Source organism: Flavobacterium circumlabens (genome assembly GCF_004345565.1).
Taxonomy (GTDB): Bacteria; Bacteroidota; Bacteroidia; order Flavobacteriales; family Flavobacteriaceae; genus Flavobacterium; species Flavobacterium circumlabens.
Genome location: NZ_SLWA01000002.1, coordinates 645227 through 670932 on the forward strand (window position 1 = coordinate 645227; position 25706 = coordinate 670932).

20 protein-coding genes are annotated in these 25706 nt (G+C 39.2%); 4 read left to right on the top strand and 16 right to left on the bottom strand.

Annotated features, from left to right (window positions below):
• Positions 1-359 precede the first annotated feature (359 nt).
• The 4 genes from EV142_RS07310 to EV142_RS07325 all read left to right on the top strand — a co-directional run bounded on the left by EV142_RS07310 (position 360) and on the right by EV142_RS07325 (position 4112).
• A complete protein-coding gene (locus EV142_RS07310; protein ID WP_132033998.1) occupies positions 360-548 on the top strand; it encodes a hypothetical protein in 189 nt (62 codons plus the stop codon).
• A gap of 793 nt (positions 549-1341) precedes the next feature.
• Positions 1342-3096 (top strand): type VI secretion system amidase effector protein Tae4, encoded by a 1755-nt coding sequence (locus EV142_RS07315; RefSeq protein WP_132034000.1) that lies wholly within the window; start codon positions 1342-1344, stop codon positions 3094-3096.
• Positions 3097-3102: 6 nt separating this feature from the next.
• Positions 3103-3525 carry a hypothetical protein gene (locus tag EV142_RS07320; RefSeq protein ID WP_132034002.1) on the top strand — a complete coding sequence of 141 codons (423 nt, stop codon included), beginning with the start codon at positions 3103-3105 and terminating at the stop codon, positions 3523-3525.
• A gap of 164 nt (positions 3526-3689) precedes the next feature.
• A complete protein-coding gene (locus EV142_RS07325) occupies positions 3690-4112 on the top strand; it encodes a hypothetical protein (protein WP_132034004.1) in 423 nt (140 codons plus the stop codon).
• Between the two features lie 413 nt (positions 4113-4525).
• On the opposite strand, the gene EV142_RS24655 is transcribed toward EV142_RS07325, so the two are convergent.
• The 16 genes from EV142_RS24655 to EV142_RS07405 form a co-directional block, all read right to left on the bottom strand.
• Entirely contained in the window at positions 4526-4618 is a 93-nt protein-coding gene (locus EV142_RS24655; protein WP_132034006.1) for an IS3 family transposase, read from the bottom strand.
• The gene (locus tag EV142_RS07335; RefSeq protein WP_132034008.1) at positions 4615-5037 is read right to left on the bottom strand and encodes a hypothetical protein; all 423 of its coding nucleotides are present in this window, start codon (positions 5035-5037) and stop codon (positions 4615-4617) included. Before EV142_RS07335 ends, EV142_RS24655 begins: the two co-directional genes overlap by 4 nt.
• 232 nt (positions 5038-5269) lie before the next feature.
• The gene (locus EV142_RS07340; RefSeq protein WP_132034010.1) at positions 5270-6373 is read right to left on the bottom strand and encodes a hypothetical protein; all 1104 of its coding nucleotides are present in this window, start codon (positions 6371-6373) and stop codon (positions 5270-5272) included.
• 66 nt (positions 6374-6439) lie between these two features.
• On the bottom strand, positions 6440-7078 hold the full coding sequence (locus EV142_RS07345) for an HNH endonuclease signature motif containing protein (protein ID WP_132034012.1): 639 nt from the start codon (positions 7076-7078) through the stop codon (positions 6440-6442).
• A 78-nt stretch (positions 7079-7156) separates the two neighbouring features.
• A complete protein-coding gene (locus tag EV142_RS07350) occupies positions 7157-8638 on the bottom strand; it encodes an eCIS core domain-containing protein (RefSeq protein ID WP_132034014.1) in 1482 nt (493 codons plus the stop codon).
• 81 nt (positions 8639-8719) lie between these two features.
• Entirely contained in the window at positions 8720-9877 is a 1158-nt protein-coding gene (locus tag EV142_RS24220; protein ID WP_202978487.1) for an eCIS core domain-containing protein, read from the bottom strand.
• Between the two features lie 69 nt (positions 9878-9946).
• Positions 9947-11272 (bottom strand): eCIS core domain-containing protein, encoded by a 1326-nt coding sequence (locus EV142_RS07360; protein ID WP_132034016.1) that lies wholly within the window; start codon positions 11270-11272, stop codon positions 9947-9949.
• 63 nt (positions 11273-11335) lie between these two features.
• Positions 11336-12112, bottom strand: coding sequence for a GH-E family nuclease (locus tag EV142_RS07365; protein WP_132034018.1), 777 nt, complete (start codon positions 12110-12112; stop codon positions 11336-11338).
• Between the two features lie 45 nt (positions 12113-12157).
• Positions 12158-12808 carry a GH25 family lysozyme gene (locus EV142_RS07370; protein ID WP_132034020.1) on the bottom strand — a complete coding sequence of 217 codons (651 nt, stop codon included), beginning with the start codon at positions 12806-12808 and terminating at the stop codon, positions 12158-12160.
• Positions 12809-12867: 59 nt separating this feature from the next.
• Positions 12868-13425 carry a hypothetical protein gene (locus EV142_RS07375; RefSeq protein ID WP_132034022.1) on the bottom strand — a complete coding sequence of 186 codons (558 nt, stop codon included), beginning with the start codon at positions 13423-13425 and terminating at the stop codon, positions 12868-12870.
• Between the two features lies 1 nt (position 13426).
• A complete protein-coding gene (locus EV142_RS07380; protein WP_132034024.1) occupies positions 13427-14794 on the bottom strand; it encodes an ATP-binding protein in 1368 nt (455 codons plus the stop codon).
• A complete protein-coding gene (locus tag EV142_RS07385; protein ID WP_132034026.1) occupies positions 14784-15707 on the bottom strand; it encodes a hypothetical protein in 924 nt (307 codons plus the stop codon). The genes EV142_RS07380 and EV142_RS07385 overlap by 11 nt, the downstream gene beginning before the upstream one ends.
• A gap of 68 nt (positions 15708-15775) precedes the next feature.
• Positions 15776-16609 carry a hypothetical protein gene (locus tag EV142_RS07390; RefSeq protein WP_132034028.1) on the bottom strand — a complete coding sequence of 278 codons (834 nt, stop codon included), beginning with the start codon at positions 16607-16609 and terminating at the stop codon, positions 15776-15778.
• A 24-nt stretch (positions 16610-16633) separates the two neighbouring features.
• Complete coding sequence (locus EV142_RS07395; RefSeq protein ID WP_132034030.1) at positions 16634-19135, bottom strand: kinetochore Spc7 family protein; 2502 nt, start codon at positions 19133-19135, stop codon at positions 16634-16636.
• An 82-nt stretch (positions 19136-19217) separates the two neighbouring features.
• Complete coding sequence (locus EV142_RS07400; RefSeq protein ID WP_132034032.1) at positions 19218-22943, bottom strand: contractile injection system tape measure protein; 3726 nt, start codon at positions 22941-22943, stop codon at positions 19218-19220.
• Positions 22930-25701 carry a hypothetical protein gene (locus EV142_RS07405; RefSeq protein ID WP_132034034.1) on the bottom strand — a complete coding sequence of 924 codons (2772 nt, stop codon included), beginning with the start codon at positions 25699-25701 and terminating at the stop codon, positions 22930-22932. Before EV142_RS07405 ends, EV142_RS07400 begins: the two co-directional genes overlap by 14 nt.
• Between the last annotated feature and the right edge of the window lie 5 nt (positions 25702-25706).

Sequence of the window (25706 nt, forward strand, 5' to 3'; positions counted from 1 at the left end):
GATTAATTGGGTCTTTTTCGGTCATATTGTCAGCTATTTCACTCTCCTGAATCGTGATTTTAGTTTTTAACAATTTGGCATTTTCTATATCAGTGGTATTGCTAAATATTTTTTTTAAATTGTTTTTCTTTATTAAATTTCTTAAAATTTTAATTTTTGTTAGTTTAAAATGTTAAAATTCGTAGTCTTTTTCTACAGTTATTAATTAGATCCCGACACTTATAAATCGGTTTTTTTAATACAATATTTATTTTTTAAGTTAGCAGAGAAATGATTACTGTGCAATTGTTGCATACTCTTTCACTGGTGAACGCAAGGTTTAAAATCAAATTATTTATTAACACTAAAACAATTTAATTATGAAAAAATTAGAATTAAATCAGATGGAAAGTCTGAGTGGAGGAACAAACAAAAGAAATTGTTTCTTATTAGGTTTTTTTGCAGTAGCAAGTTTGGGATTGGGGGCATTTGCTTCAATAGGTGCAGCTGCAGCTGTAGGAATAAGTGCAGGAGCCGGAGTCACTGGAATGGCTTCTAATTGTTTTTAAATTTAAACAAATGAAAAAAATTTTAGTAGGTTTTAGTTTGGGTATTAACGTGTTAATTATATTTAATAATAAAAAGCATTTCATAAGCGAAGATATAATTACTTTATTGTTGGTTTTGCAGATACTATTTATTTTTATAATTACACTATTATACAGTAATAAAAAGAAAAATTAGAGTCATGAAAAAAAATACAATCAAGTAAGATGGAAGGTATTTATGGAGGAGTTAAATGTGGTACTGTAGGTGCATTAACAGCTCTGGCAATTGGAGCAGGAATGGCAATTAGTCCGGCCACTAGTATATGGGGACTTTCCAATAATTGGAGTTCAATTATAAATTGTGTAAAGTAGTAATACATAAAACATAGGACTCACAATTTACCGCATATAGTATACATTTTATGTTTAATAAAAAAGTATCTAGTATTGAAACATATCCCTGCGAAGTCGTTCTGATTTACAGGGATATTTTTTTATTCCTAATTCTATAGTTTGACTACTATTATAATCTTCCATTATTGTTTTTCTCTCTAAACATTTCTTAATCTTTTCCTTTTTGTTCGCTTAAAATGTTAAAATTAAGAGTTTCTTTCTACAGTTATCAATCAGAACCCACCACTTATAAATCGGTTTTTTTAGTACAATATTTATTTTTTAGGTTAGCAGAGAAATGATTGTTTTATGATCACTATCAGGCTCTTAGCGGAAGAATTTCCGGCGGAGTAATGTAGATTTCGAGACTCTCATTACAAAAGAACCCGAATATAAATATGAACTAACACAACTTAAGACGATGAAAAAGATTAAATTAGGTATTGTTTCTCTTTCCCTTTTATTATTGTTATCAAATTGTAATGAAGAAACATTCGATAAACCAAAAGAGGTATCTGCTGCTACAGCAGTGTTATCGGGGATAAAACAAGAAGATGTAACCTTAGATGACATTAAAAACGATGATTATTTAGGCCCGGTTTTGCAAAAGGCATCAAAAAAAGTACGGCAAAACAAAAGCAGTTCCAAAAATCCGAATCCGGAAATCTTCAATCTGGATTTATCCAATGAAGTGAAAAAGTTTGTCTTACAGGACTATACCTCTTATACAATACCAATCCTCAATGATTTTGTAGGCTCTTATGTTTTCCAAAATTTGGTGATTGAAAAAGATAAATTAAGGGACGCAGTCTATTTGGTGACGTATTACCCTGATGAAAATTATCAGGAATCTATTAAACAAGGACTAGTTGCTGCTAACGACAACATTGATTTTACAGGAAGTAAAAAAATGGAGTATTTATATTATAAACGAAAAGTAAATATTGATGAAAGAAGTACAGTTAATAGTACCAATAAAAAAGTTGCAGAAGCGGGTTTTGATGATGAAATAGACGAACCTTTAACTATTTGTGTAGAAACATACAAACCTAAAACCTGTACGGCAGGGGGGAATCATCAGCCGGGAGAACCGTGCAATGGCAGTTCCGGTCAGCAGCCCGGATGGATTGTTTCTGTAAGCTGCACCAATATCCCTTCGCCGCTTCCTCCTCCGATTGGTCCTGGGCCGGGATCTGTGTGTTCCGGTTGTGCAGAACCGGGAGGTCCCAATAGAGGCGGAGGCAATTATTTTCCGAAGGGCAGCGACAACACCAATTGGGCACCAAAATACATCTGTGTTAAACAAGGAGCTAATGGAGGATGCGCTAAAATGGAACCCTATATTCCAATTTTAACAATTCCTATGGATGATCCCCATAACTATTATGCTTCGGTTTTGAGTCGTGATAAAGTAGATTTGCTGTTGGGATTCCACTATAAAGAAGCCCGAAAAAGCATTGATTATTATTTAAAAAACAATAAAACACCAAAGGGCGGTTACAGTATAGAAACCAGAGTTTTTGTAAATTGGGCATTAGATTATTTTAAAAACAACCCAACTACAACCTTTAAAGATTTTGACAATTGGTTTATGGGAATCCAGGAAGGGAGTGATGGAGGAGATCCGTTTGACCTGCATGATTATGACGGGGTTCAGGTGCAGAAGCAAAAGCTGCCGGGACGAAATGCTTTTTATAATGCCTTTCCGAAAAATGGGACAGCGGGCATGAAAAGCCCTGAAGTGTATAAGTTGGTGGGAGGACATATGTTTCAGGAGAATAAAGATCAAAATACCAACTATGAAAATGCATGCGCTATACGGGTTTCAAGAGGACTGAATTATTCAGGAAAACCGATACCTGTATTTAGAAATAAAACCGGTCAGCAAAAAAGTGAAAAAGGAAGTGATGGCTTAAATTATATTTTAGATGCAAGCAGTTTATTGTCTTATATGCTAAAAGCTTATTCAGATACACCACCCCTGCATTTAAAAAATAAAACAGCGCAAGAATATGAGAAAGCATTGAATGGCAAATGGGGCATCTATATTATGGTTCCTAAAACCGACGGAACTTTTACAGCTTCGGGTCATGCCGATTTTTTTAGCCAGAGCGGCTGCCTTTCGGCTTGCTATTTTAATAAAGCAGCAGAAATCTATTTTTGGGAATTAAAATAATTATTTATGAATGCTAAAATCTTACTACCGCTACTAACCGCTTTTTTCTTAAGCTGTAACTCTTATGAAAAATTAGGCGATTTTAAATACAGAACAACTATTGATAGAGTCTTTAATGACGATTTTGGTGGTGTAATTATTTCTATAAAAACGTATTACAGTCCTACAAAAGATACATTCTTATTTGGAAACAAATTTAAAATCCAAAAACTTGATTTTGAAGGTGAAAACGATACCAATTATATCAATGGAAAGTTCAAGTATGATCCTGTAAACAAAACGATAACAACTACTCAAATTTTTAAAAACGGATATGAACGTTTTTTAGAGGTAGATTCACTTGTCAGGGTATTTGTTCAGAAAATAGACGGGAGTGTAGTTTTAAAAGAATATATTGAATACAAAGATGGTATAGGAAGAAGTGAATAAGTCTGACTATCAAACAAAAAGAATATTATACAATTATTTGGTTACAATACTAAAATGAGAACCAAAAAATCAGGGTCACATTTCAATCAATTAGGATCGAAATGTGCCATGATTTTATGACGTTATTTCTACAGTTATAAATCAATTCCCAACACTTATAAAATATGAAAGCTAAAATCTTACTACCGCTACTAATCGCTTTTTTCGTAAGCTGCAGCTCTTATGAAAAAATAGGTAATTTTAAATACAGAACAACTGTTAAAAGAGTCTTTATTGACGATTTTGGTGGTTTAATAGAGTCTATAAAAACCTATTACAGTCCTACAAAAGATACATTCTTGTTTGGCCATATCATTAAAACCCAAAAACTTGATTTTGAAAATGAAAACGATACCATTTATACCATTGGAAAGTTCACATATGATCCTGTAAACAAAACGATAACTTCTACTGAAATTTATAAAAACGGATATGAACATTTTTTAGAATTGGATTCTCTCGTTAGGATACTGGTTCAGAAAAAAGACGGTAGTATCTTTCTAAAAGAATATATTGAATATAAAGAGGGGGTAAGAACAAGTAAATAATTTTCAATCTCCGCTCTCCGAAGTGTTCCTTATGAAAAGCTGGCAAATGCCTACTTTAATTTTGCGTATTTTTTTGTTTCTTATAAAATTGTAAACGTGTTAAAAGTCTCCTGACTTTTATAGAAACATGGTGTCATTCCGAGGAACGAGGAATCACATCAAGTATTCGCCAACAGCATGTGCTCAGCAGATGTGATTCCTCGTACCTCGGAATGACAAATAGGTACGGTAAAGCTTGCGACAGCAGGAATAAAAAACCCTTGGTTCAGACAAAATAGATTTTATAATTTCCCATTGGCAACTAAGGTATTCAGTTTACTTTCTAATGCAGTTAACTCCGCTCTCCGAAGTGTTCCTTATGAAAAGCTGGCAAATGCCTACACTACACCCAAAAGTTTTAGACGAATTTATAATTAAATTTGATAACAATGAGCTCGATATTGTATCGGGCTCATTCTTTTTAGATTTAGTTTTATTCTATCGTTATTGTAGTAATATATATTCAATTATTTCTTGTTTTAATTGATTCTAAAATTTTAAATTCGATATAAACGAGTCCGTATAGTACTAAAATTTCTCCAAAGAAATAGAAAATTCCCAATACCGTAAGCTTGTCAAAATAAAAAGCGACAAACCCTAATGTCAGGATACTATAGATTAAATTGGCGGCGATGATTAGTTTTAAAAAAGGCTGAAACTTATTTTTCAAAAACAGAAAACAGGAGAAAGAATAAACTGCAAAAATTGATGCTGTTATTAAAAGTGGTGTAAGAATTTCCGAAGGCATTCCAAAATGGAGACCGGAAGAACTAAGGGCGGCTATTAAAAAAACGGCTGTTAACAGTGCTCCAAAACCGTCAGTCAAAAAAATACTTTTGGGTTTTAAAGCAATTGTTTTTACGATTTTGTTTAGTAGTACAATCATATTTATCTGCTGAAAAAAGGTTGTTAGTTAAAAAAAGCCAAAGTAAAAAGCACACAAATTACGAATGAAAAATAAAAAAATACGGTTATTACTGTACTTTTAGTCTATTGATTTACTTTAGAACTAACTATAAAAAAATCATGACACATTGTAATCAAAACGTGTCATGATCTTTTTATCTTAAATTAGTTGGCAACAAATTATTATTTGTTGCTTTGTTATAAGCTGAATTTTATTTAAATCCCTCTTTTACAGCTGCATACATTGGTTTTTGTATAAGTTCATCCACATTATACGTTTGGCCGCCACCGGGGATATAATTTGGTGGAATAGTACCAGTTGTAAATTTCCCGGAATACTTGTTCATACCAAAAGTGCATTCAGAGCCTTCCTTAAGTAAAGTCTGATTGAGGAACTGAAATACACAAGCTCCTAAAAAGTTATTTCTGGGTTTGGAGTTTTCCAATTGGGACAGCACAAATGCGGCCTGATCTTCTTCTGTTTTCACTGGTGAATCCTGTTTAATCGGAACGCCCATTTCAGCAAAGAAAAAAGGTAGGTTGGGAAAATAGGAAGGAAAAGTGTTATCAATATAATTTGCAATAAAAAAGCCTTCGTTCTGAGGGTTCATAGAAGCGATAAAACGAGTATTCCAAACCGATTCCAAACCAATACTGATAAGGGCAGCCTGAAGTTGCTGGATGGCAATGATTCCCGGAATTCTTTTACCAGTCGGGTCTGCAAACGAAACCGGTGCCGTAATGGGAAGCAGGGCTGATGCAGGAATATTTAAACTTTTTTCAGCATTGATCAGAAGCTGAATCATTTTGGCCACATCTGCTATGGTATAACCATTCTCAAAATCAAATTCGTTACCAATTCCCCATATCCCGGCCGCTCTATGAGGAGTTGTTGTACCCTGATAAATTTCTGCAACCATTGCCGTTATAAAAGCGGTAATATTTTTACCTGCATGTAAATGTTGTAAGAAATAATTAGAGACTGGTATAAAAACTTTAATATTAAGAGACGCACATTCGTCTAAAAACGCAATATGGGATCGCTGATATTCACCCGGCTGCTGTCCCGGTGCAGGTGGCACACTCCAGTCGTACAGATGCACGAAGTTGATGTTGAGATCATTCACAAAATTAGAAAGATCTCCACGTCCTCCATTTGCTTTTCCCCATAAGAGCGGGAAGTCGGAATTGGTAAAATCGGTATCAAAATATTTTTGTGGTGGAGTTAAAGCATCGTCTGACGGTACGGGTACGTAGGCGGTGCCTCTGATCGGTAATAATGCCGAAGCATTTGCAATGTTTGAAATGTTGTTCATAAGGGTTTGTTTTAAAGGTTACTAATTAAAAAAAAGCAGCTATTATTGCGGCTATACTTATTATTTCTATTTTTTACTTGGTCTGCGCAGATAATTCTTGGCTATATTTTTTTGATGTAAAGCACGGTATTTACGGGCTCCGGTTCTTTTTGCTGCGGCTCTGTTTCCTCTTGAAGTGTTACAGGTACCACAAAGCACCCTGCCATTACGTATCAGATTTCTGCCGCCTTTTGAAGCATGTTTGATGTGATCGATCTGAAACTGTCCGTCGCCCATTCTTCTTCCTCTAAACGTGGCATAGTGCGCCAGTGCATGCTGGAACCCGCAATTGGTACAGGTATGAAACTTGCCGCCATGTTTCTTTTTATTGGCAGCAAGCATTTTTTCCCGTTGCTGTTTCGTAAAAGTCACTCCTTTTGCTAACTGGGCAACACTCGTCGAAGGCCTTGGGGAAGTCGTAATGAGCGGACTTTTTCTCACGAGCTGCCTTGTACCTGTTTCAGCCGTTCGCAGGGTATTAAAATCAGCAATGGCCTGATACGATTTCAGCTGCTTTACAGGAATTGTTTTATTTCTTAAACCGATTGACGGCATTCGATTATCAGCCAACTGAAACACAGAAGCGGTTGTGTTTTTATTTTTTGAGGCACTGTTTGCCGCAAGTTGTATCGTTTTTTCTTCTGAAATTTCAACAGGTGTATTCATGATAATTTCTCTTTATATTTTAAAGTTTCTCCATTAAAAAGGATAAGAAAGTGGTTTCATAGTTATGTATACCGCTAATTAGGTTGTCATACTAATTCCAAACCAGGCGCTTAATTCTCCCGATCCTGCGGTTTTATCTTTTATTTCATGGTTGCCATCTTCTTTCTTATTCCAAAGTCCATAATGGGTAACCGTCAGATAGATAAATCCTGTTTTATAATTTAAAACAATTTTACTGTAATGAAAGTCATTCTGAATACCTGTTCCGGTGTATTCGGCATAACCTGTAGGGCCGGCATTATGAGGTAAGTCTTTGTCTTTAATATAAGGATGCCTGCTGGTGGCAGCATAATGGGCATGTAAAGCAGTGGCATTGGGAGGGACATCACCAGTATTGGCCGGCAATTGCTTTTGATCATTAACATGCCAGGATCGTAAGGCACCCGGTACATTAGGGTTTTTTTCTCTGGCAGCTCTTGAAGCAGCGTCACGTTCATCCATTACGTGGCCTAATCTCCAGGAAGTATAAATATCCCGGAGCAGGTGATGCAGCCCTCCCGGAATTTTACTTTTTACGACACTCCACTGAATGACTGAAATATTGGGGTGAACGATACCCGCACCACCGGGATGCATTGGAATAAGGGAGGGCAGGGGACTTATTTTGGATAAACTTGTAAGGGCATCATTGGCAGTTGCCCAGCTGTCATCATTGGTATTGCTGTACTCGTGTTCAACAGCGATATGTAAGGTATTTTTAGCATAAGCCAGTACCGTATTAATTTCTGTCCGGAGTGTATCTAAGAGTGCCGGTACTGCCGTCCAGTCATGACTCTGTTCTGCAGCAAAATAAGCTTTGGCATAGGAAAGATAAGCTGCGGTCATCGTTTTAAAATTATCCATATCTTTCATAGTTGGTCTGATATCCGCAGCATTTGCCCTCGAATAATCCATTTGTATAAAGTCATTAAAATAACTTCGCACTAAATCCTGGGTTGGTGCTGCACCATGTAGAAACTGAGTAAAGGAAAAACGAATCTGGAGTCGTTGCACCACTCTTTGTACAGCAGTTGAAATGGGTGCCTTTATCAATGGTTTTTGAATAGAACCTTCAGCCTGTAAAGCTTTCGCCCCCATAACATCAGCCTCTTTTTCCAGTCCCTTGTCATCGTTGATATTCACTTTACCTTTCATTTGCAAAGTCGGTTTTACCCGTCCTTGTTTTTGCTGCACCACATGCCAGGCTTCGTGCGGTAAGTGTTTTTCCTGCCCCGAAGCAATATGAATGTCGGTTCCCTGTGCATAAGCGTGTGCCTGAAGCCGGGCAGGCTTGTCGGAGTTATAATGTACTTTTACATCATCCATACTATGCCCGGAAAGGTTTTCTATTCCGGATTTTAAGGGGTCGGGCAGTCCGGTATTGTTGGTTTTTCGTTGCAGGAGAGAGGCAGGGCGATTATCTTCAAGTGTTATTGCTTTATTCTGAGTGGTTTTAGTCGTTAGGCTATTAGAAACAGATTGTGTTTTGATGTTGTTTTTTATATAATTTGACTGTTCCATAAGTTTTGCAATTAATTATTCTCTTTTTTTAGTATAACCATCGGTTTCTAACAATAGGAGTGAAAATAGAGTTGTGTTATTTTAGATGTCTACCAAAAAACGGTCCCTGCCTGTACGCATTTTATACACTACATCTTTTAGTTTTTCTGAAAATATCATAACCAAATTACTGAAGGCTTCTTCTCCCTCTTCCTTTGTCTGGATTGGAGTGTCTAATGCATCTTCATGCATAAACTTCATAAATTCCATATCTACTTCATTGTCATTTAGTGCCATTAAATGTATAATCTGACTGGCGTTTATTTTTTGTTTTCCGGCTTTACCCAATCCCCCATAGACTGCTTTTTCTATGTCTTTTGGCGCATCTGTTCCGTTCATGCCCTGTACCAGAAGAAAAGTACTTTTACTTACAGATTGCTCTATGAGTTGTCTTGGTGTAGTGTGACCTAAACGTATTACAACAGTACGGTTTAAGGAGTTGGAAATAAAATGATCTACATTAGCAATAAATTTATTGATCACCTCAACGGGTATTGGGGTGTTTCTCAATAAATCGAATGACATTCGCGGATTTTCGCCTCCAATAGCGTTCAGGGGGACCGCGTCGCCACCTTCGGTTCCATGTAATTTTTCATTTTCTGCGGAAGCTTTTGTACCATGATGCCTTAAACCGAATTTGTTTTCATACATAAACTTTATGTCCTCCTGGGTAAATCGTTGTACTGTTGCTGTTCCGTAGTTTTTTGTGGAGGAAAAAGACGTATTTTCCGGAGCAGAATGAGATATGCTTTTATTCTGAATGGCTTTCGCACCCATAACATCAGCCTCTTTTTCGAGCCCTTTATCATCGTTTACATTTACTTTACCTTTCATTTGCAGAGTCGGTTTTACCCGCCCCTGTTTTTGCTGTACTACATGCCAGGCTTCGTGTGGTAAATGTTTTTCCTGTCCGGAAGCGATATGAATGTCGGTTCCCTGTGCATACGCGTGTGCCTGAAGCCGGGCAGGTTTGTCGGAGTTATAATGCACTTTGACATCATCCATACTATGGCCGGACAGATTTTCTATTCCGGACTTTAATTGGTCGGGCAGGCCGGTGTTGTTTGCTTTTCGCTGCAGAATAGAAGCAGGGCGGTTGTCCTGCAAGGCTGTTGCTTTATTTTGAATGGTTTTCTCACTCAGACTAGTCGAAACAGCTTGTGTATCGCTTTTGGTTGTTGTATTGAAAGTCTGCTCCATATTATATTTTTTAGAGGACAAAGTAGTCTGTGATTGTATTTTTTATCTGCTACAGTCTGCATTAAAAGATTAAGGTAAAAGACCTGTTTCTTCTGTTTCTTCTGTTTGTTTTGGTTTTTGTATTTGTGCATCTTCCAATTGTCCTATTGTTGGAGTTTTATACTTTTTGTGAGCTTTATAAATCTGATCGGCTGTTCTCACACCTTTGGAAGTGGCCACTCCAAGACTTAAACTACCAGTTACAGTTTTGAGTGCGTTTCCTCCGTGAATGCCATTGGGAAGATCTATAGCACCTGATCCATAGGTTATAAGGACTTCAATCGCATGTAGAGCTGCTGCGAGAATAGTGGCTGCTTTTTGACCTCCGGTATACTCGGTTTTATCCAGAAAATCACTCACGAAATGCATTACTGAGCGCAATATTTTTGTAATACTAAATGCCAGTCCTAACGGATTGACAGTCAAGGAAGCACCTACAAGTGCTGTAGTAGCTTCAATCATACGAAGTAGATTCATACCTATTTTCTGGAAGGGACCAGCCTCCTCGCCACTAAAATAAGTCAATAAACTACGAATAATTTTTTCGGATCCTACAAGTATAGCTATAAGACCCGGAGTGAACCCATCTTTAGATAATTTTAGGGTTGCTATACCGGCAGCCACTGATAATGATCCTTCCAGAAGTAAAAATACGGAGACAGCAGTGCTCCCTAAAAAATATTGTTGTACTTCGTCTGAGTTTTGAAATTGTGTCACCACAACCTGATTGCCGGCATGGCTGACACCACTCATGGCCTTTGCCTGAACGGTTTCCTGCCATTTTCCATAACCTTCCTGACTCATCACGGCATAGTTTATCCCCGGAACTCCCAGATGATCCATACTTTGAAATTGGACTGTGTGCTCTTCCTGTACTTTTTTGGGCTGAATGGTTTTGGTATTTTCTTTAGGGCGTGAAATGCTGGCCCGCTGAATAGCCCGCTGTCCCATATGGGTTGCTTCCTGTTCCAGTGCCGGATCATTATTTACCGGTGTGCCGCCAACCTTCATGGTCGGTTTTACGCGTCCTTCCATTTGCTGTACCACATGGCCTAATTCGTGGGGCAAATGTTTTTCCTGCCCCGGTGCCAAATGAATGTTTGAACCCTGTGCATACGCAAGGGCTTGTACAGTAGCCGGTTTGGAGGAATTGTAATGTACTTTGACATGATCCAGGTTTTTATTGCTAAGGCTCTCCATTCCGTTTTTTAAAGCATCAGGCAAGCCGGTGTTATTGCTTTTTCTTTGAATGGAAGCAGAGCGATTATCTTCCAGTTCTATTGCTTTATTGCCCTTTAAGTTTCCCACGGAAGAGGTAAGCTGTTTGGTTTCTGTTTTATCCTTTGCGTATTTCATAGTAGTATAAAATTACATTTACTGTTTCTCCATCATTTAAAGCCCGCTGATCATCGGGCTGTCTCAGGCCGTAATACCTGCACTTCCGGAACCCGGATCAGGGTCCGGATCTTTGCGAAAATCTTTGTAGTTGCCTTTATTTTCATGCTCACCTTCATCGGTAACATAACCTTCTTCATCGTCGTCACTTTCGTACTCGAGCTTTTTTCTTTTCTCGTATTTATGGCTCTCATTGCATTTTTTGCATATAGCCCTTAAGCGGGACGGATCATTATGATCCGCTCTTATTTCTTCATGAGTAGCTCCTCTTGCTTTCAGGGCAAGTTCGCGCCCTGCCCAGGGTGGATAATGATCCAGGGCTAAGGCACGCAGGCTGTGTCTGTTTCCTCTTTTACTGGTATAGGCAAACTTCGTGAGGTTCAAATTGGTCTTGCCTTTCTTTATGGCCGCCAATGGCCGCCTGCAGGCAGGACACGTAAAAACATGACTGTATTTGCTGTTGGCGTGGGCACGTCTGTGAGCTGTTCGCCTTAGAACTCTTTCTGCAATTCGTTTCGGTATGGTGAATCTTTTTTGCTTTTTACCTTGCGGCGGCAGGTATTCATCATCGTCTTTTTTCTTTTTCCGGCCCAATTGAATGACTCCATTGCCTAATGTTTTACTTTGCAGCTGAACAGTTGGCTGTGCAGGAGAACTATTGCCTGTTATCTCCTGTAGCTTTCTCTGAACCAGTGACAGCTCCCGATTATCTTTCAGTTGCACCGCAGCACTACTACGATTTGCATTCGCGACAGCTACTGTGATGCTGTTTTCGGATATTTTTTCCTGGTGTCTCGCCATTGCCTGTTTTTTAAAATTAAAAAGCTTCCCGTTTTGTTGCGAATCTTAACTGGATTGAATGAATTTTGTAAAAGCGGGTTCATCTCCATTAAAAACATCAAAATCATTGGACTGATTATCTAAGGTATAGCTGGCGGATTTTTGCCATAACGTCCACGGCTGGGATTTCCAGACATTTGGTAAGGTAAGTGTGGCATTGTAATCGGCTATCCACAATTTGTACGCGGCAAAAGCAGGATCTGTCAGATAGGCATTTGCCGTGTTGTTGTCTGTGTAAATAAGTGGTTTTCTTCCTGTTTTTTGTTCCAGTAGCGTTAGGAATTGCAGTAAATTGGGCTGTATCGTGGTTTTATCAATACCGGGATCGATACTGGTTTCTTCAAAATCTACAATAGGAGGGAAATCGGTTTTTGAAAGTTGGCCAACAACTCCCAAATAATTGGCCACCTGTTTGGCGGGATCATCGTCGCAATGGTAAAAATGATACGCACCGCGCACAAAACCTTTTGCCTGAATTGCCGGCCAGTTGGTTTTAAAATCCGGATCGTTATAGGTAATGCCTTCTGTGGCTTTGCAGATGATAAACGTAAGGTTGTCCGTCTGTTTGTTCAGAGAATTGATTTCGTTTCCCTGGTATTTTGAAATATCAATTCCAAAAACGGTAAAATTATCGGCTATTGTTGGTGCTGTACTCATAGATTTTGAATTTTGGTTCGTTAAATGCCTTCAGGCTGTATATTTGGTTTACTTGTTTTTTAATTTTTTAATAAGGTTACGTATACGGGTCCTATTGCCCCTGAATAATCAATAGCGGAACAAAAAGGATGATGGTGAATCAGTTTTTTTAAAGCCTCCAGTCTTCGGTCGTAATAGGGGAGTTCTATTTTTTTGCCGGTGATGAGTGGAATGAGATCGTCATTTTTTAAGGGAGATACTTTAAACAAGGGTTCCTGAATCTCAAAAAAGACATCTTCATTGTCCAGTATAAAATCAATATTGAAGTTTTTGTTTTTTAAGGTTTTATTATCGTTTTTTAATAAGAGATGAATATGATCTTCTATTTTATTCAGCATATTTTCAATTGATTTTTCGGGTGTTTTGACTACTAAATACACACTCTTTGCTGTAATTAGATACCCATTGACGATAAGATCATGGTATTTACAGGAATGATTGAGCGCAATTGCGATAAGGGTATGGGTATAATTCAGATCGAAATTGTTTTTCCAGTTTCCGATTTTAAGCTCCGTTTGATGCGTATACAAGCGCTTTTTAGGAAGCACGATTTCGGATGTATGTTCAACGTTTTTCATATCAGTTCATTTGTGTAACACTTAGCGTTCGGTTCTCCTTCTTAAACTCACGTCTGATGCCTTCCAGTAAAACCTGAAACCCCACTATAGTTTCGTTTTTCTGTATCGCTTTCAGGGCGCAGTACCGGAGCACATTGATAATGGCACCTCCTGCCAGTTCATATTGTTCTGCAATGTTTTCGAGATCAATAGCAGGATCGAGTTTGCATTTTCCCGAGAAAGCATTTTCCCATAACAGCAAACGCTCTTCAGGACCCGGCATCCCGAAATGAATCATAGACTGAAACCTTCTTGAAAAAGCCTCGTCCATATTTTCCTTCAGGTTGGAAGCCAGTATGACCACTCCCGGGAAATCTTCAATACGTTGTAATAAATAACCCGTTTGCTGGTTGGCATGCCTGTCGTTTGAGGAGGAGGCACTGGTTCTTTTGCCAAAGAGCGCATCTGCCTCATCAAAAAACAAGATCCAGTCTTTATGCTGCGCAACATCAAATATTTTCGACAGGTTTTTTTCGGTTTCCCCAATGTATTTGGAGACAATCATCGAGAGATCGACCCGGTATACTTCCCGATTGGTATTTTTGCCCAGTAAGGTAGCGGTAAGGGTTTTTCCTGTTCCCGGTGGTCCGTAAAAAAGCGTCCGGTATCCGGCTTTAATTTTGTTTTCAAGTCCCCATTCGGTCATCAGTGTTTCTCCGTGATTCAGCCAGGCATTAATTTCCATGACCTGTTCCATAACCTGATTTTCCAAAACCAGATCCGACCAGTTGAGGTTGGTAAAAATTTGTTGTGCCGGAAACGAAACACTATGCTCCAGTCGGGGTAAAGTTCCGGTGATAAAATAATGCAGCCAGCGCTCGTTAACCGCCAGGGTCTGGTTTAAAAGCGGAACGTTAGATTCTGCTGCTTCCAGTACTAAAACCTGTTCTTTCGAAAGGATGTTAGCAGCGCTGAGCACATTCAATACTTCAACCTTTAATTCCGGATTGACAGCTGTGATTAAAAAAGACAAGGTCTGACCTGTGGGTATAAATCCGCTGTGGTTTTTATTGATGACACCGCCAAATTCTGTAAAACCACGATCGTACAGGGCATTTTTGCTGAAAAAAATATCCAGTATTTCCGGTTTGATCTGTGGAGCCAGTATCAGGGCAAGGCAAAGCCTTTCGAACAGATTTAAATTCCATTCTGCCAGTTTTGTATAGTAAACGCCGTCTTCCGTTTCATCTTCTGCCTGAGGTGGCGGAATGTCTATCCAGTGATTTTCATGACCCTCCTGAAGCAGATAACTGCAGATGACCTGATCGATTACTTTTTGCAGCCAGTCCATTTCCCGGTCCAGTACCAATATGTTGGGGTTAGTTTCCATAATTAGCAAATAGTTTTTCAACATCGTCTAAATTGGCATCTGCCCATTTAAAATACAATAAAGCCGTGTTTGGATTTAGTTCATTGGCTTGTAACATATCCAGAAAATGACCCTGTGCATTCTGCAGGATTATTTGGGAACTATAATCGGCATCGTTATGAAAATTGCTATCATAAAAAGTGTCTGTCCATTCACTCGAATTATTGGTTTTAGTAATGAAATCACTAACGAAAAAAGCCAGTTTATCATCCTGCACCACCAGTTTTTTAGCCTTAAAATAAGCGGGTTTTCTTTTGGTTTCGCGATGATAGTACTCAATATCCTTAGACTGAATGGTTTTGGTGTCCGGATGCCCGAAAATATCAACGAGACCAAAGTTTTCGGTTTCACTGGCGAATTCCAGTTCTGCATTTTTCTCACCCGCGATGGCCAGTGTGGTGTGAGCGGCGGTGGCACTTTCTGTGACGATATAAATTTCCCGAAAGGAGAATAAGGTCTGCGTCAGTTTTATAATTAATTGCTGCTGAATTTCATTCCAGTTATTAATTTTTATGGACTGCGGTTCCTCGGCCTTAAAAATAAAGCTGCCCTCATGGGCAAAAGCCAGTATCTGCTTGCTGAATTCAAATTGTCCTTCAATAGCACTATGACCATGTCCACGGCCGGAATAAGGTTTTGAAATTCCCTCGCTAAAATTCCAGTTCCACGCATTCAGCAGTACTGCAGCACTTAAATCGGCCTCTTCCGGAGCTATGATCGTATTGCGGTACAGATTGCCCAATACGATAATCTCTCCATTTTTTATCTGAAAATAATCGCCGGGAAACAGACTTTGGTTTAAGGGTTTGGTCGGGATAAATCCGGCTGTTTTTAAATAAAAATGTCTGTAGAATTTTTTGTAGATGCTATCCATACGACTAAAAATTAAGAGATGAAAGTCCACTGCAACAGCTTATGCAGCAGTGGACATTTTTAGTTTCCTTAAGAGGCCAGAGCCGCAGCATTTGCAGCCGCCAGCGCATCCTCCAGTGATTTAAGTTCAATCTGGGCTTTGTTCAGTTGAGTAGTTGCCGAATTCAATTGTCTCGTCGTTTCGTCATTGGCTCTGTTGGCCTCCAGATAAGCGGATTTTGCTTCAATATCTGCAGTGGCAAGCAAGGCCAGAATCGATTTATTATCTTTTAGTGTAAAAGTTTGGTTCACACTCTTTTTTCCGGTCAGCGTCAGGTAAAGCGTTAAGGCCTGTTTTTGTTCCAAAGCTGTAATCGCTTCAGATTCCAAAGCCAGTGACTGGGCGGCAAAGATTGATTTCAGGGCATTAAGGGTCAGGGCAACAGCATTGTTGGCGTCTGTTCCGGCAGCATTTATTTTAGTGATCAGATCGTCTGAAATAAGCGGGTTTAAGGCTTTTTTGCGGATTACGAGATTGGATAACTTATTGATAATTTCTACCGAGTAAATCAGTTTATTAATTAATGCCGCCATTTCTTTGGCTACCGCTCCGGTGTTTTCATTGGCAGCGGTCATCTTAGAAAAGGCGATTTCAGAATTTTGCGTCAGGTCTAAGGCATTCTGAACCACCTGCTCAGCAAGCTGTTTGTTGCTTAAGGACTGGGTTCTGCTGTTTTCTGCCTCTACCACATAGCCCTGATATTTACTGGCTTTCTGATTTAAAGACGAAACAACTGCCAGTTGCTGCTGCACGACAGCCTGTGCATCTGTTACCTGAGACGTTAATAAATCCAGATCGGCCTTTTTCTTTTCTGTAATTCCATATCTCTTCGGAGTTGGTTTTACTAATGCTATAGTTTCCATAGTGTAGAATTTAACGGGTTAGTTTTACTGATTATTTGTTATTGAAAAAAGAAATGGTTCTTCGTTTTCCCAATCGGATAAATTATTGTTGTATTGATTTTGATTGGTCTCATTCCCGGAATAAACAGAAAGGACAACAGGAATATATAATTTTCCGTCTATCAATGCGTTACCAAAATTGTCAGTCGTGGTCGGGTCAATTTTGGCCTCGTAAGACAAGGAATGTTTAGACGAAGGCAGGGCTGTTGTATAATTCCCTGAAGCAACATTTTCCGCTAATTTCAGATTGAAGAAAAAGCCTTTTTTATTTTTTATTTTTGGCAATTTTTCGGCCATTATCTTTTCAAAAGAAAGATGCAGCTCATTTAATTTTGCGGTAACGGTTAACAATTTTGAATTAATTTCCGTTTGAACCTGACTGTAATTATTGACGATACTTTTATTTTCCGCAGTAAGTGCTTTTATTTTATCTTTGTCCTTAACCGGGTCCAGATTTTTGATCTCTTTTTGAAAGGCATCATCCAATTCCTTAATCTTCAGGGTTATGGTTTTTAGTTCTTCCTTAAATTGACTGATATCATTTTGGGAATACTGGATTTCTTTTTTGATTACGGCTACTTCTATACTTTCTTCAAAATAATCCAGTTCATAGCTCGTAAAAAGATCTTCATTATACGATAAGAACATACATCTGTACTCTGTATGTTTATGATCCGTCTCGTCTACGGTAAAGCTGATGCCATAAGGTGACAATACCGGCAGGTCGGGATTAAGAATATGTCTTGCCGGTTCTTTTTCTACAGCAATATCGTTTACCGCTTTTAAGGTGTTTTTTAAACTAAAAGTCTCCGATGGGGCAGATAGAAAATCATCGTACGTATTGATTCCTTTTTTATAATCATCCGTAAAGATGGTCAGCAGAAAAATCACGTATTTTTCACCCAGGGCCAGCATTTCATTATCAGAATCCACTAAATCTATACTTTGGATATTTTTAAAGCCTTCTCTTTTGGAGTTGGCAGCCAACTGGGCAGTAGTGACCACGTTTTTCTGATCATTTTCAGCCTGTGTTTCCGCAGCAGTCAGATTGGTTTTGGCATTGGTTACGTTTGTAGTGGCAATTTTTAGCGTATCGGCGGCAACTTTGGCCGCATCAACTGCCTTTGTTTCATTCAGTTTCGCATTTTCAAGCGACTGCTCTAAGTTGGTCAAAGCTCTGGATGCGTCTGTGGCCGCTTTGGAGAGATCGGCATTTTTAGGCTCTTTTTTAGAAGCTTCAGCAGTATGTGTCGCTTTTTCTTTGGCAGCAGGCAGTTCTTTGTTTAATTTGGCGATTTCCTCTTTTTCTTCTGAAACAAGTACATCAGCTTCCTGTTTTTCTTTAGTGGCAGCTACTAAATCAGCATTGGCATCGCGCAGTGTATCTTTTGCCTGAACGACTTTCTCTTTAGATAACTTGGCGGCATTCAGAGCAGCAAAGTACGCATTCGAAGTATCAACAGCAGCAGTAAGCGCTTTTGACGGATCGGTTTCTGAAGGATATTCAAGTGACGGAATAAGCTGTACATATTGCAGTGAATTCCCCATTGCTTCTTCTGCCGTCAGTGCCGAGAAGGTAGATTTTTTACTGTCCTTTACCAGGAAGATATTATAACTTTTTACCGGATTGTCTAAACCAAGAGAGGCAGTATTGGCTGTTTTTTCATTGCTGTTAAAAGGCGGTTTGTAAAAATCAAAAGAAACATTGTAAGAACCGTCATAAACGCTGGGAACATGTACTTTCAGATTATAGTTCAGGCTTTTGTTGTTGAGATTGTAAGCCACTTTTGCGGCCTGCAGTTCCACCTTATTCGATTCTATTGCTCCCTGTGCTTTTTTGGTCGTCACACTTGCCGCTGCCTTGGCATCATTCTGGGCCGCAACAACAGCTGCAATAGCGGTAAAATCGGAGGTTGCCACTTTTAGCAGATTGTCTACGGCAGTATCGGTAACTTTTGCCTTGTCCTGTACGGTCGATGAGGCCACTTCGGCAATAGAGGCAGAGGTTTCCATGGCATGCTGGGACGCCACTTCTGCCAGGTAAGCGGTTGTATTCATCAGCGTGTAAGCCTCAAAACTTTGCTGATAAATCTGCGTACCGTAGTCGGCGGCATTCACGATACTAAAGATGCTTCCCATATCGCTTGCCAATCGTACAATCGCATTGGCAGCAACCTGAATGTTGGCGGCACTCGTGGCTACATTGGTTACCGATTGCGAAGTGTAACTGTTTTGCTGTGTGGCAGACAATAGCGTATTGGTCGAAATGTTCTTGCTTTCAGTAGCCAGTTTTTTAATGTTCTGCGACTGATTGTATTTTTTCGTTGCCGTAACAGACTTGTCGTTGGTTACTATTTCAGCACCTTCGGCATAATAAAGTGTAAACATCGAAGAATTCAATTGGGAGTCCAATTTTTTCTTATTCGATTCCTGGCTTTCTAATGAAGCCAATACACTGGAATGTAAATTTTCACTGTAGCTGTTCATAATTGTTTTTTTAGTGGATTAATTTTTATTTTCAAGGGTCGGTTTATTATAGATATTTTTTCATTTTTAAATTCACACTGGTTTAGTACGGCCAGTTTACATGCAGCGGTTTATCCATCCACGGGTATTTCATGATCGAAAAGGCAAACGGAGATTTGTTGATTAGTACGTCGTACGGTTTCTTGTCGACGGTAAGTTCCCAGCGGTCCTCCATTTCAAATAAAGTGCCTTCGCGAACGAGCCAGTTGCCCCTGAAACCGCTCACCGAACATTCGCCAATGGCGTCCCAGTACGAAATAGCTGCCTGTATCAGCCCATTGATTAATTCCCTGTTGGCTTCAGAGATTTCGATGGCATCAGGAACGGTGTGCAGCAGCGATAAACCGCATAGTACCTTGTTCAGCGGTAAATAGGTTTCTTCGGTTTCTGTTAGTCCGGTAACGACGTATTGCAGATACTGAGCGGCACTAATTTGATTTTCGATGCTCGTAAATTTGTTATCCACTACTAATCCAAGGCGTTCAAAAAGCATGACGACATAATCGTTTAAGAGTACGATTCCGGCATTTCGGACTGTAATCCCTTCCTTTAATACTGTTTTCGCAGGTGTATGGACTTTTAATTTTTCCATCTTCGAAATTACTGCCGTTTTTTGCACCTTCAGAACGATTTGTTTTTCATTCTGTATAATTTCCCTGAAACTAAGCTGCAGGGACGGTGGAAACTGATAGATTTGCTTTTCCAGATCTGCCAGGAAGCTTTTTTTAGGAATTCCTTTTTTGGTCACGACATCCCAGATCAGTTCGTTCCAGATTTTATCAATAGAAATGATGCGCCAGTTGTCGTTGGCTGCCGCCCCAAGCAGTTTCCGTAACAAAAGACTTTGCAGGTCTTTGGCGGCAATTCCGCGGATGGTAATGGCACCGAGAACATGATAGAATTTCTCCAGAATTTTCAGGTACGATTCTTTGTTTTTGTCCAATTGGCTCACGGCTTCACATAAAGTACTGAAACTAATGTTCCGGCTGAGCCAGTCAGTTTGTGCTTCAGAAAGGAATTCTTTTTTGATTATTTTAAAGAATATTCCGGGTGCTTCGGCTATGATTTCATTCAATACGGCTTTAATCTCCCATGTTCCTGAAGTGGCTAAACCAGTTGGAATTTGTTTTTGGACAATGACTTGTAAACACCAGTCGTATTTTTCTTTTTCAGTTAGTTTTTGTCCGTTAAAAAGTATCGCGTTTCCGGAAGTTTTTAATGATTTTTCTGCTGTGGTCTGATCCGGAAACAAACTATTTTCAGGAATGAGATCATCTTTATATATTTCGGTATAAGAACTTGCTGTTGCGGTTTTGAAAGCTGTTTTATCCATCGTTTTTGTTTTGTTTTCGAATACCATATTTGGAGAAGCAATCACTTTTTTGAAATAAACCGTAAAAGCTTTTTGCAGCATTTTCTCCAACAGCACTTCATTTCCTTTATAAGCTGAATAGTTCAGAAGGGTTTGCCAGAACAATTCCTTCAGTTCATCGCTGATTTTACTTTTCGAAACGGATTGGGCTTGTCTGATGATCGCAGCAGACTGGCTTTTGATCCATTTATTTTTCAGGAATATTCCATTCTTTAAAAAATAGGAAATGAGGTCCTGACTCTGTTTTTTGTCCTGTTTTCGCAGCAGACTAAATTGGGCGTCTTCAAAATTAGAAACCAATAAATTCGACAACTCCAACTGAGCGTCGGGAGATGTGCTCTGAATCAACAGGGCAAGGGCCGCAATATCAATAGCACTGTTGCTTTTTAACTGATTCAGAAAACTTTTTTTAGTCGTAATGCCAAATGATTTCACCCTTCCGGATTGCAATAATTTAGTGATAAACTGAAAGTAATCCTTCCGCTTCGTATTCGTCACTTTTTTGGCTAATTCATGTAGGACCGTTTCCAGAAATACAGACAAATTGTGTTCGGGATGCAGCAATATTTCCTGAACGCTTAACAGCAATAAATCTTCGGTAAGCAGTTCTTCCGGAAACTCGTATTTTTCTTTGGCATTTAAAATTTCATAGACGATTTGTATCGTGCGTACCAGTTCTGTTTTTTTATAACCGGTTTTGTGGACCAACAATTGTAATACCTCACGGTTCAGCACCAACGGAAGTATTTTTTTGATAAAATCTTTATTTCCGTACGACAGCATTACTTCAAAAGCCATTTTCGGATGCAGGGAAATCGTTTTGATCAGTGCGTTTTGCAAGTCAGCAAAAACCTCATTTTTAGTCGATTTTTTTTGCAGCTGCAATTCCAGTTTCGACATGAGATTCCTGAAATGCACGGCAGGATAATTTGAATTATTTCGGCCGATTTCACTGCAATAAACACGGGAAAGCTTGTTATAAATTACGGCTGAATGGGTTGTTTTTAAAGACTCGGGAATTCGTGCCGTTGTAAAGGCTTCCAGCAATTGTTCGGTATCGAGATGGTTCTTTTTGCTTAACGCTTTGATGCAGTGCAGCAGAAAAGCAGTATGATCCGTATTTTTGTTTTGGATCAGAAAAGCAATTCCAATTTGCCATAATACGTTGCTTTTTGTTTTGATCTTCAGTCTGTTGCTTGAAATATTCAGGTAAAGTATCGTATCCAGATTTAGGGAAGACGTACTGGTGTCGAGTTTTGAGAATAGTAGTTTTACGGCAGTTTCATCCAGATCCCCGATAAGAGAAATCAGTGTCTCTTCTGTATGCAAAACCCTTTTTATAATACTGCCCAGTTTACCGCTATTCTGCTGGTTAAGCGCTACCATCAGTTCATTCAGGTTATCTTTTGCTGTTTTGGATTTTCGCAATTTCCGATCCTTAAGTAATTGTTCGAAAAGAGTCCAGTAATCCACACTTTTTTCAGAATGATAAGGCGCTTTTTTTTGTGTTTCGTATTCCTGTGTCAGTGTTTTTAAGGAGAATATAAAATCGTTATGCTGGGTTGTTTTGTCCGACAGTTTAATGATCGTATTTTCAATTAATAAAATAAGTTCCAAATACGAAATATTATAATGATTCGCCATTTGCAGAATGCTGCTTTTCATAAAAGCGATTTTATTAAAAAGCGTTCCGCGTTCCAGCAGCAAAAAGTTAAGAATAAAGAAATAAAGGTTCTTTTTGAAACTCGCCGTGCTGGTCTGAATAATGGTTTCTTTGACCTGCAGATTGGTCATCACCGAAGAAAATTCGATGATAGAACCGCTGTTATTAGGTTCCAGTGCGGCTATTATTTTATTGACATTTTTCTCTTCAAACTGCCATGAAATTCTTTTTCGTACTTCCTCGTGCGTTACTCCGGTTTGTTTGATAATCGCAACCACTTCAGCTAAATGCTGTTGCAGCAGTTCGGCCATAATCTGATTTACGGAGCCTTCCTTATTTTGAAAATTCCACGGCAGGTACCCTTCCAGTAAAAAAACGGTAAGGTTCTCCAGCATCGATTTTTCTTTGTTGTACACCGAAATCAGGTTTTGTTTCTGATTGTTCTGATTGATGATCAGTTCGGCTATTTTCTCGCGCAAAAGGCTACGGATTTTAACACTCAGATCGAATTCAAGGTCGCTGTAATCACAGGCACCCAGATCTAATTCGAGTGACTGGATTCTCCAGCTTTGTTCCGGCGGGCAAAGTTCATTGAATACGCTGGCCACTTCTCCGGGCAACATAATTTTGCTCCAGCTACTTAGACGTTCCTGAAGTCGGTATCCTTCTTCCCGGGTATCAAAAGTAGTGTCCCACTTCAGACTTGATACAATATGGCTGTTAATTTGTTCCATTTTTTGCTTCTAAAATTGTGGTTAAACTACTAATCAGGTTGAGGGCAGACGATACAGAATCGATAGATACCGGCTGGTCATTGTTAGGGGTGGAAGAACCTTCCTGCTCCGTTGGCAGCGGAAGTAATTCGTCTTTGTAGCGCAAACTTTCATACCAGTACATATAATCCGGAATAAAGGTTTCTAATTCCTGAATGCTTAAAAAAAGACATTCATAACTTACATTAAAAGGGACATTCAGTTTAAGAAATTGTTTCAATCTCTTTTTGAATTCCGGGGTTTGCAGCGACGGAATAAAATCCGGGAATAGCAATAAGAAGCTCTTTTTGAAAACTTTAGCATCAAGCGCTATTTTGGCATTACCGGAAGACACCGTTATGCGGAACGAATAATTGGAATCGGCTGTTTTTACGTAATCCTCTTCGTTGACGGTCGCAATGCTGCTTGCCGTAAACGGATATTTGGTTCCGGAAAACAGCAGATAGCCGTTTTGCAGTTCACTATCCAGTGTGGCTTCGCTGCTGGCGTTTAAAACATAATTCAGGTTGGTCAAGGTTTCAAAACTGATGTTGTCAATCGTGTAATAGGCTTCATTTACCGAATTCGGTTTTAGGACTTCGAGATTAAATTTCAACGGATTCAAAAGCAAAACCGTTTCCAGCAGCAGACTGCCGTGTCGGTTTGTCGTAAACCACGAAGCTTTCTGGATGGTTTTGTAAATCGTGGTATTGTATAAATTTTCAATATTGATTTTTTGACTGTCCAGTCGCGCTGAGATGAAATTTTTGTATATGTTTTTAAGCCCGAACAATAAATTCAGCTTCAGTTCCAATCCCGAAAAATTATTGAAATCCTGTTGGTGCAGTTTTTCTTTTGTATTGATTTGCTCGGATTTGAATATAAAATCGGTCGTATGTTCGTTGATAGAACCGAATTCCTTATCACTAATCTTCGGTAGGTTTATATCCGGATTTCCATCGACATGAGGGGCTATTTTTTTAGCGCCCAAATAGTTATAGCCCTTTTGTCTGTTGTAGGACAGCAGTCCGAGGTTTTGCAGATACAGGCTTTTTAAGATGATCTGGTCTTTTCTTTTGTCTCCGGTATAAACGGTGTCCTGAATAATTGCATCGATTACTTTGGGAGATTCACCATGTCTGGCCAGAAGGTGGTCCAGAAGATTGTTTCGTCGGTCGAGGTTTGTTTTTTCCTCTTCCATGATTTTCATTAAACCAAAAATATACGGATTGTATGGATCCTGCTGGTATTCGAACCAGCTTTTCTCCAATAGCTCAGCCCTGGATTCTGTACCGGAACTGTAATTAAAAGCCGTATTGTCTTTTAGCAAGGGTTTAATGTGAGGAATGCTATACAGGGACTGATAAAAGTAACTGGGTGCAAAGGTTTTATAAGGCACCGGATATTCTAAATGTTTTTGATCGTATGGATCTTTTACAGCATAAAAATTATCTTCATCAGAAGGGGCTCCGCAAAGGGCGTTTTTAAAAGAAAACAGTTTCGAAATATTCGCCAGTTGCGAAAACTGATTGGCCAGTATCTGATCAAATAACGTCAGATATCCTTTCAGCTGACGGGATTGTGCCACCTGAACGGGCAGTGAGGCGTTTTCTAAAGTGTCATCCCCAATGCCGTACTGCTGCGGGAAGGTATTCTGAATGGAGTAGTAGGTATTGATATCCCTAAAACTGCTTTTGGGTGCTTTGGAATTGGTTTTGTTGTTGATAAAAGCGGTGGTTTCATTAAAATTATCCATCCTGATTTGTAAAGGCCCAAAGCTGTCAGGCGGCAAATCTTTTCCGTTTGCATTTACGATCAGTTTCTGGTTTTGAAAAGAAGCCAGTACATCAATAGCCAGTATCTCACTTATTTCAGCTTGAAGCACTGTAACCGATGCTTGGTTCTGATACAGCTGCACGCCCGATGCTGAGGCAATACCGGGCGTAGACGCTATAATGGGTGCCAAATCAATTCCTTTTATCGAATCTTTTTTATCGGTTAAGGATTCCGTTAAAATCCAGCCGTTTGCCAATTTCGGGCCGTCAAAAATTGCTTCTGCCGTGTATCCGTTTTGTTTTAAAGTATCGTAATCTGCCTGTGTTATTTTTGAAAAGATATAGGAGCGGATATTGTTTTGCAATTCCAGTAAAACAGTATAGGGATCGGCATTTTTTTCGAGTATGATTTTCGTATCTATCCAACACGCTACCGGGAGTAAAGCCATTGGGGTATTGAAAATTTCGCCCAGGTTTCGGCTTTTATTCAAAAGGTAAAAGGCCGATTTACAAAGCCCTGAAATTTCAATTGGGTCTGTAATCGCCGGATTTATATAAAGATAAACCTGATAGACTTTGTTAAAAGGAAAAGCATTATCGTTATAGCAAAGTAGGGTAACATTGTCTACATTTTCTATGCCGTCGATCAGGTATTTTTTATAATCATCAATTGTATAGGGAGCCGTAGTCAGGATTTCGGAAGGTTGATAGAATTGGTTTTCCATTTCCATTTTCCCTTCAGCATCGGTCAGGATATCGGCAATGCTAAAATCGGTACAATAACCCAATTCCGTCAGCGCATAACAAAACTGGTCCAGAATGGTCATTCCGGGATCACTCGGATTAAAGTTGGTCCATTCACTTCCGATATGCTTTTGCACATAAGCAATCGCCTCTCCTTTCAGGAAAGAAAAATCCTGGGAAGCGGGAAGCTGTTTTTTGGTGATGTGATTTGCGGTATCCATCTGAT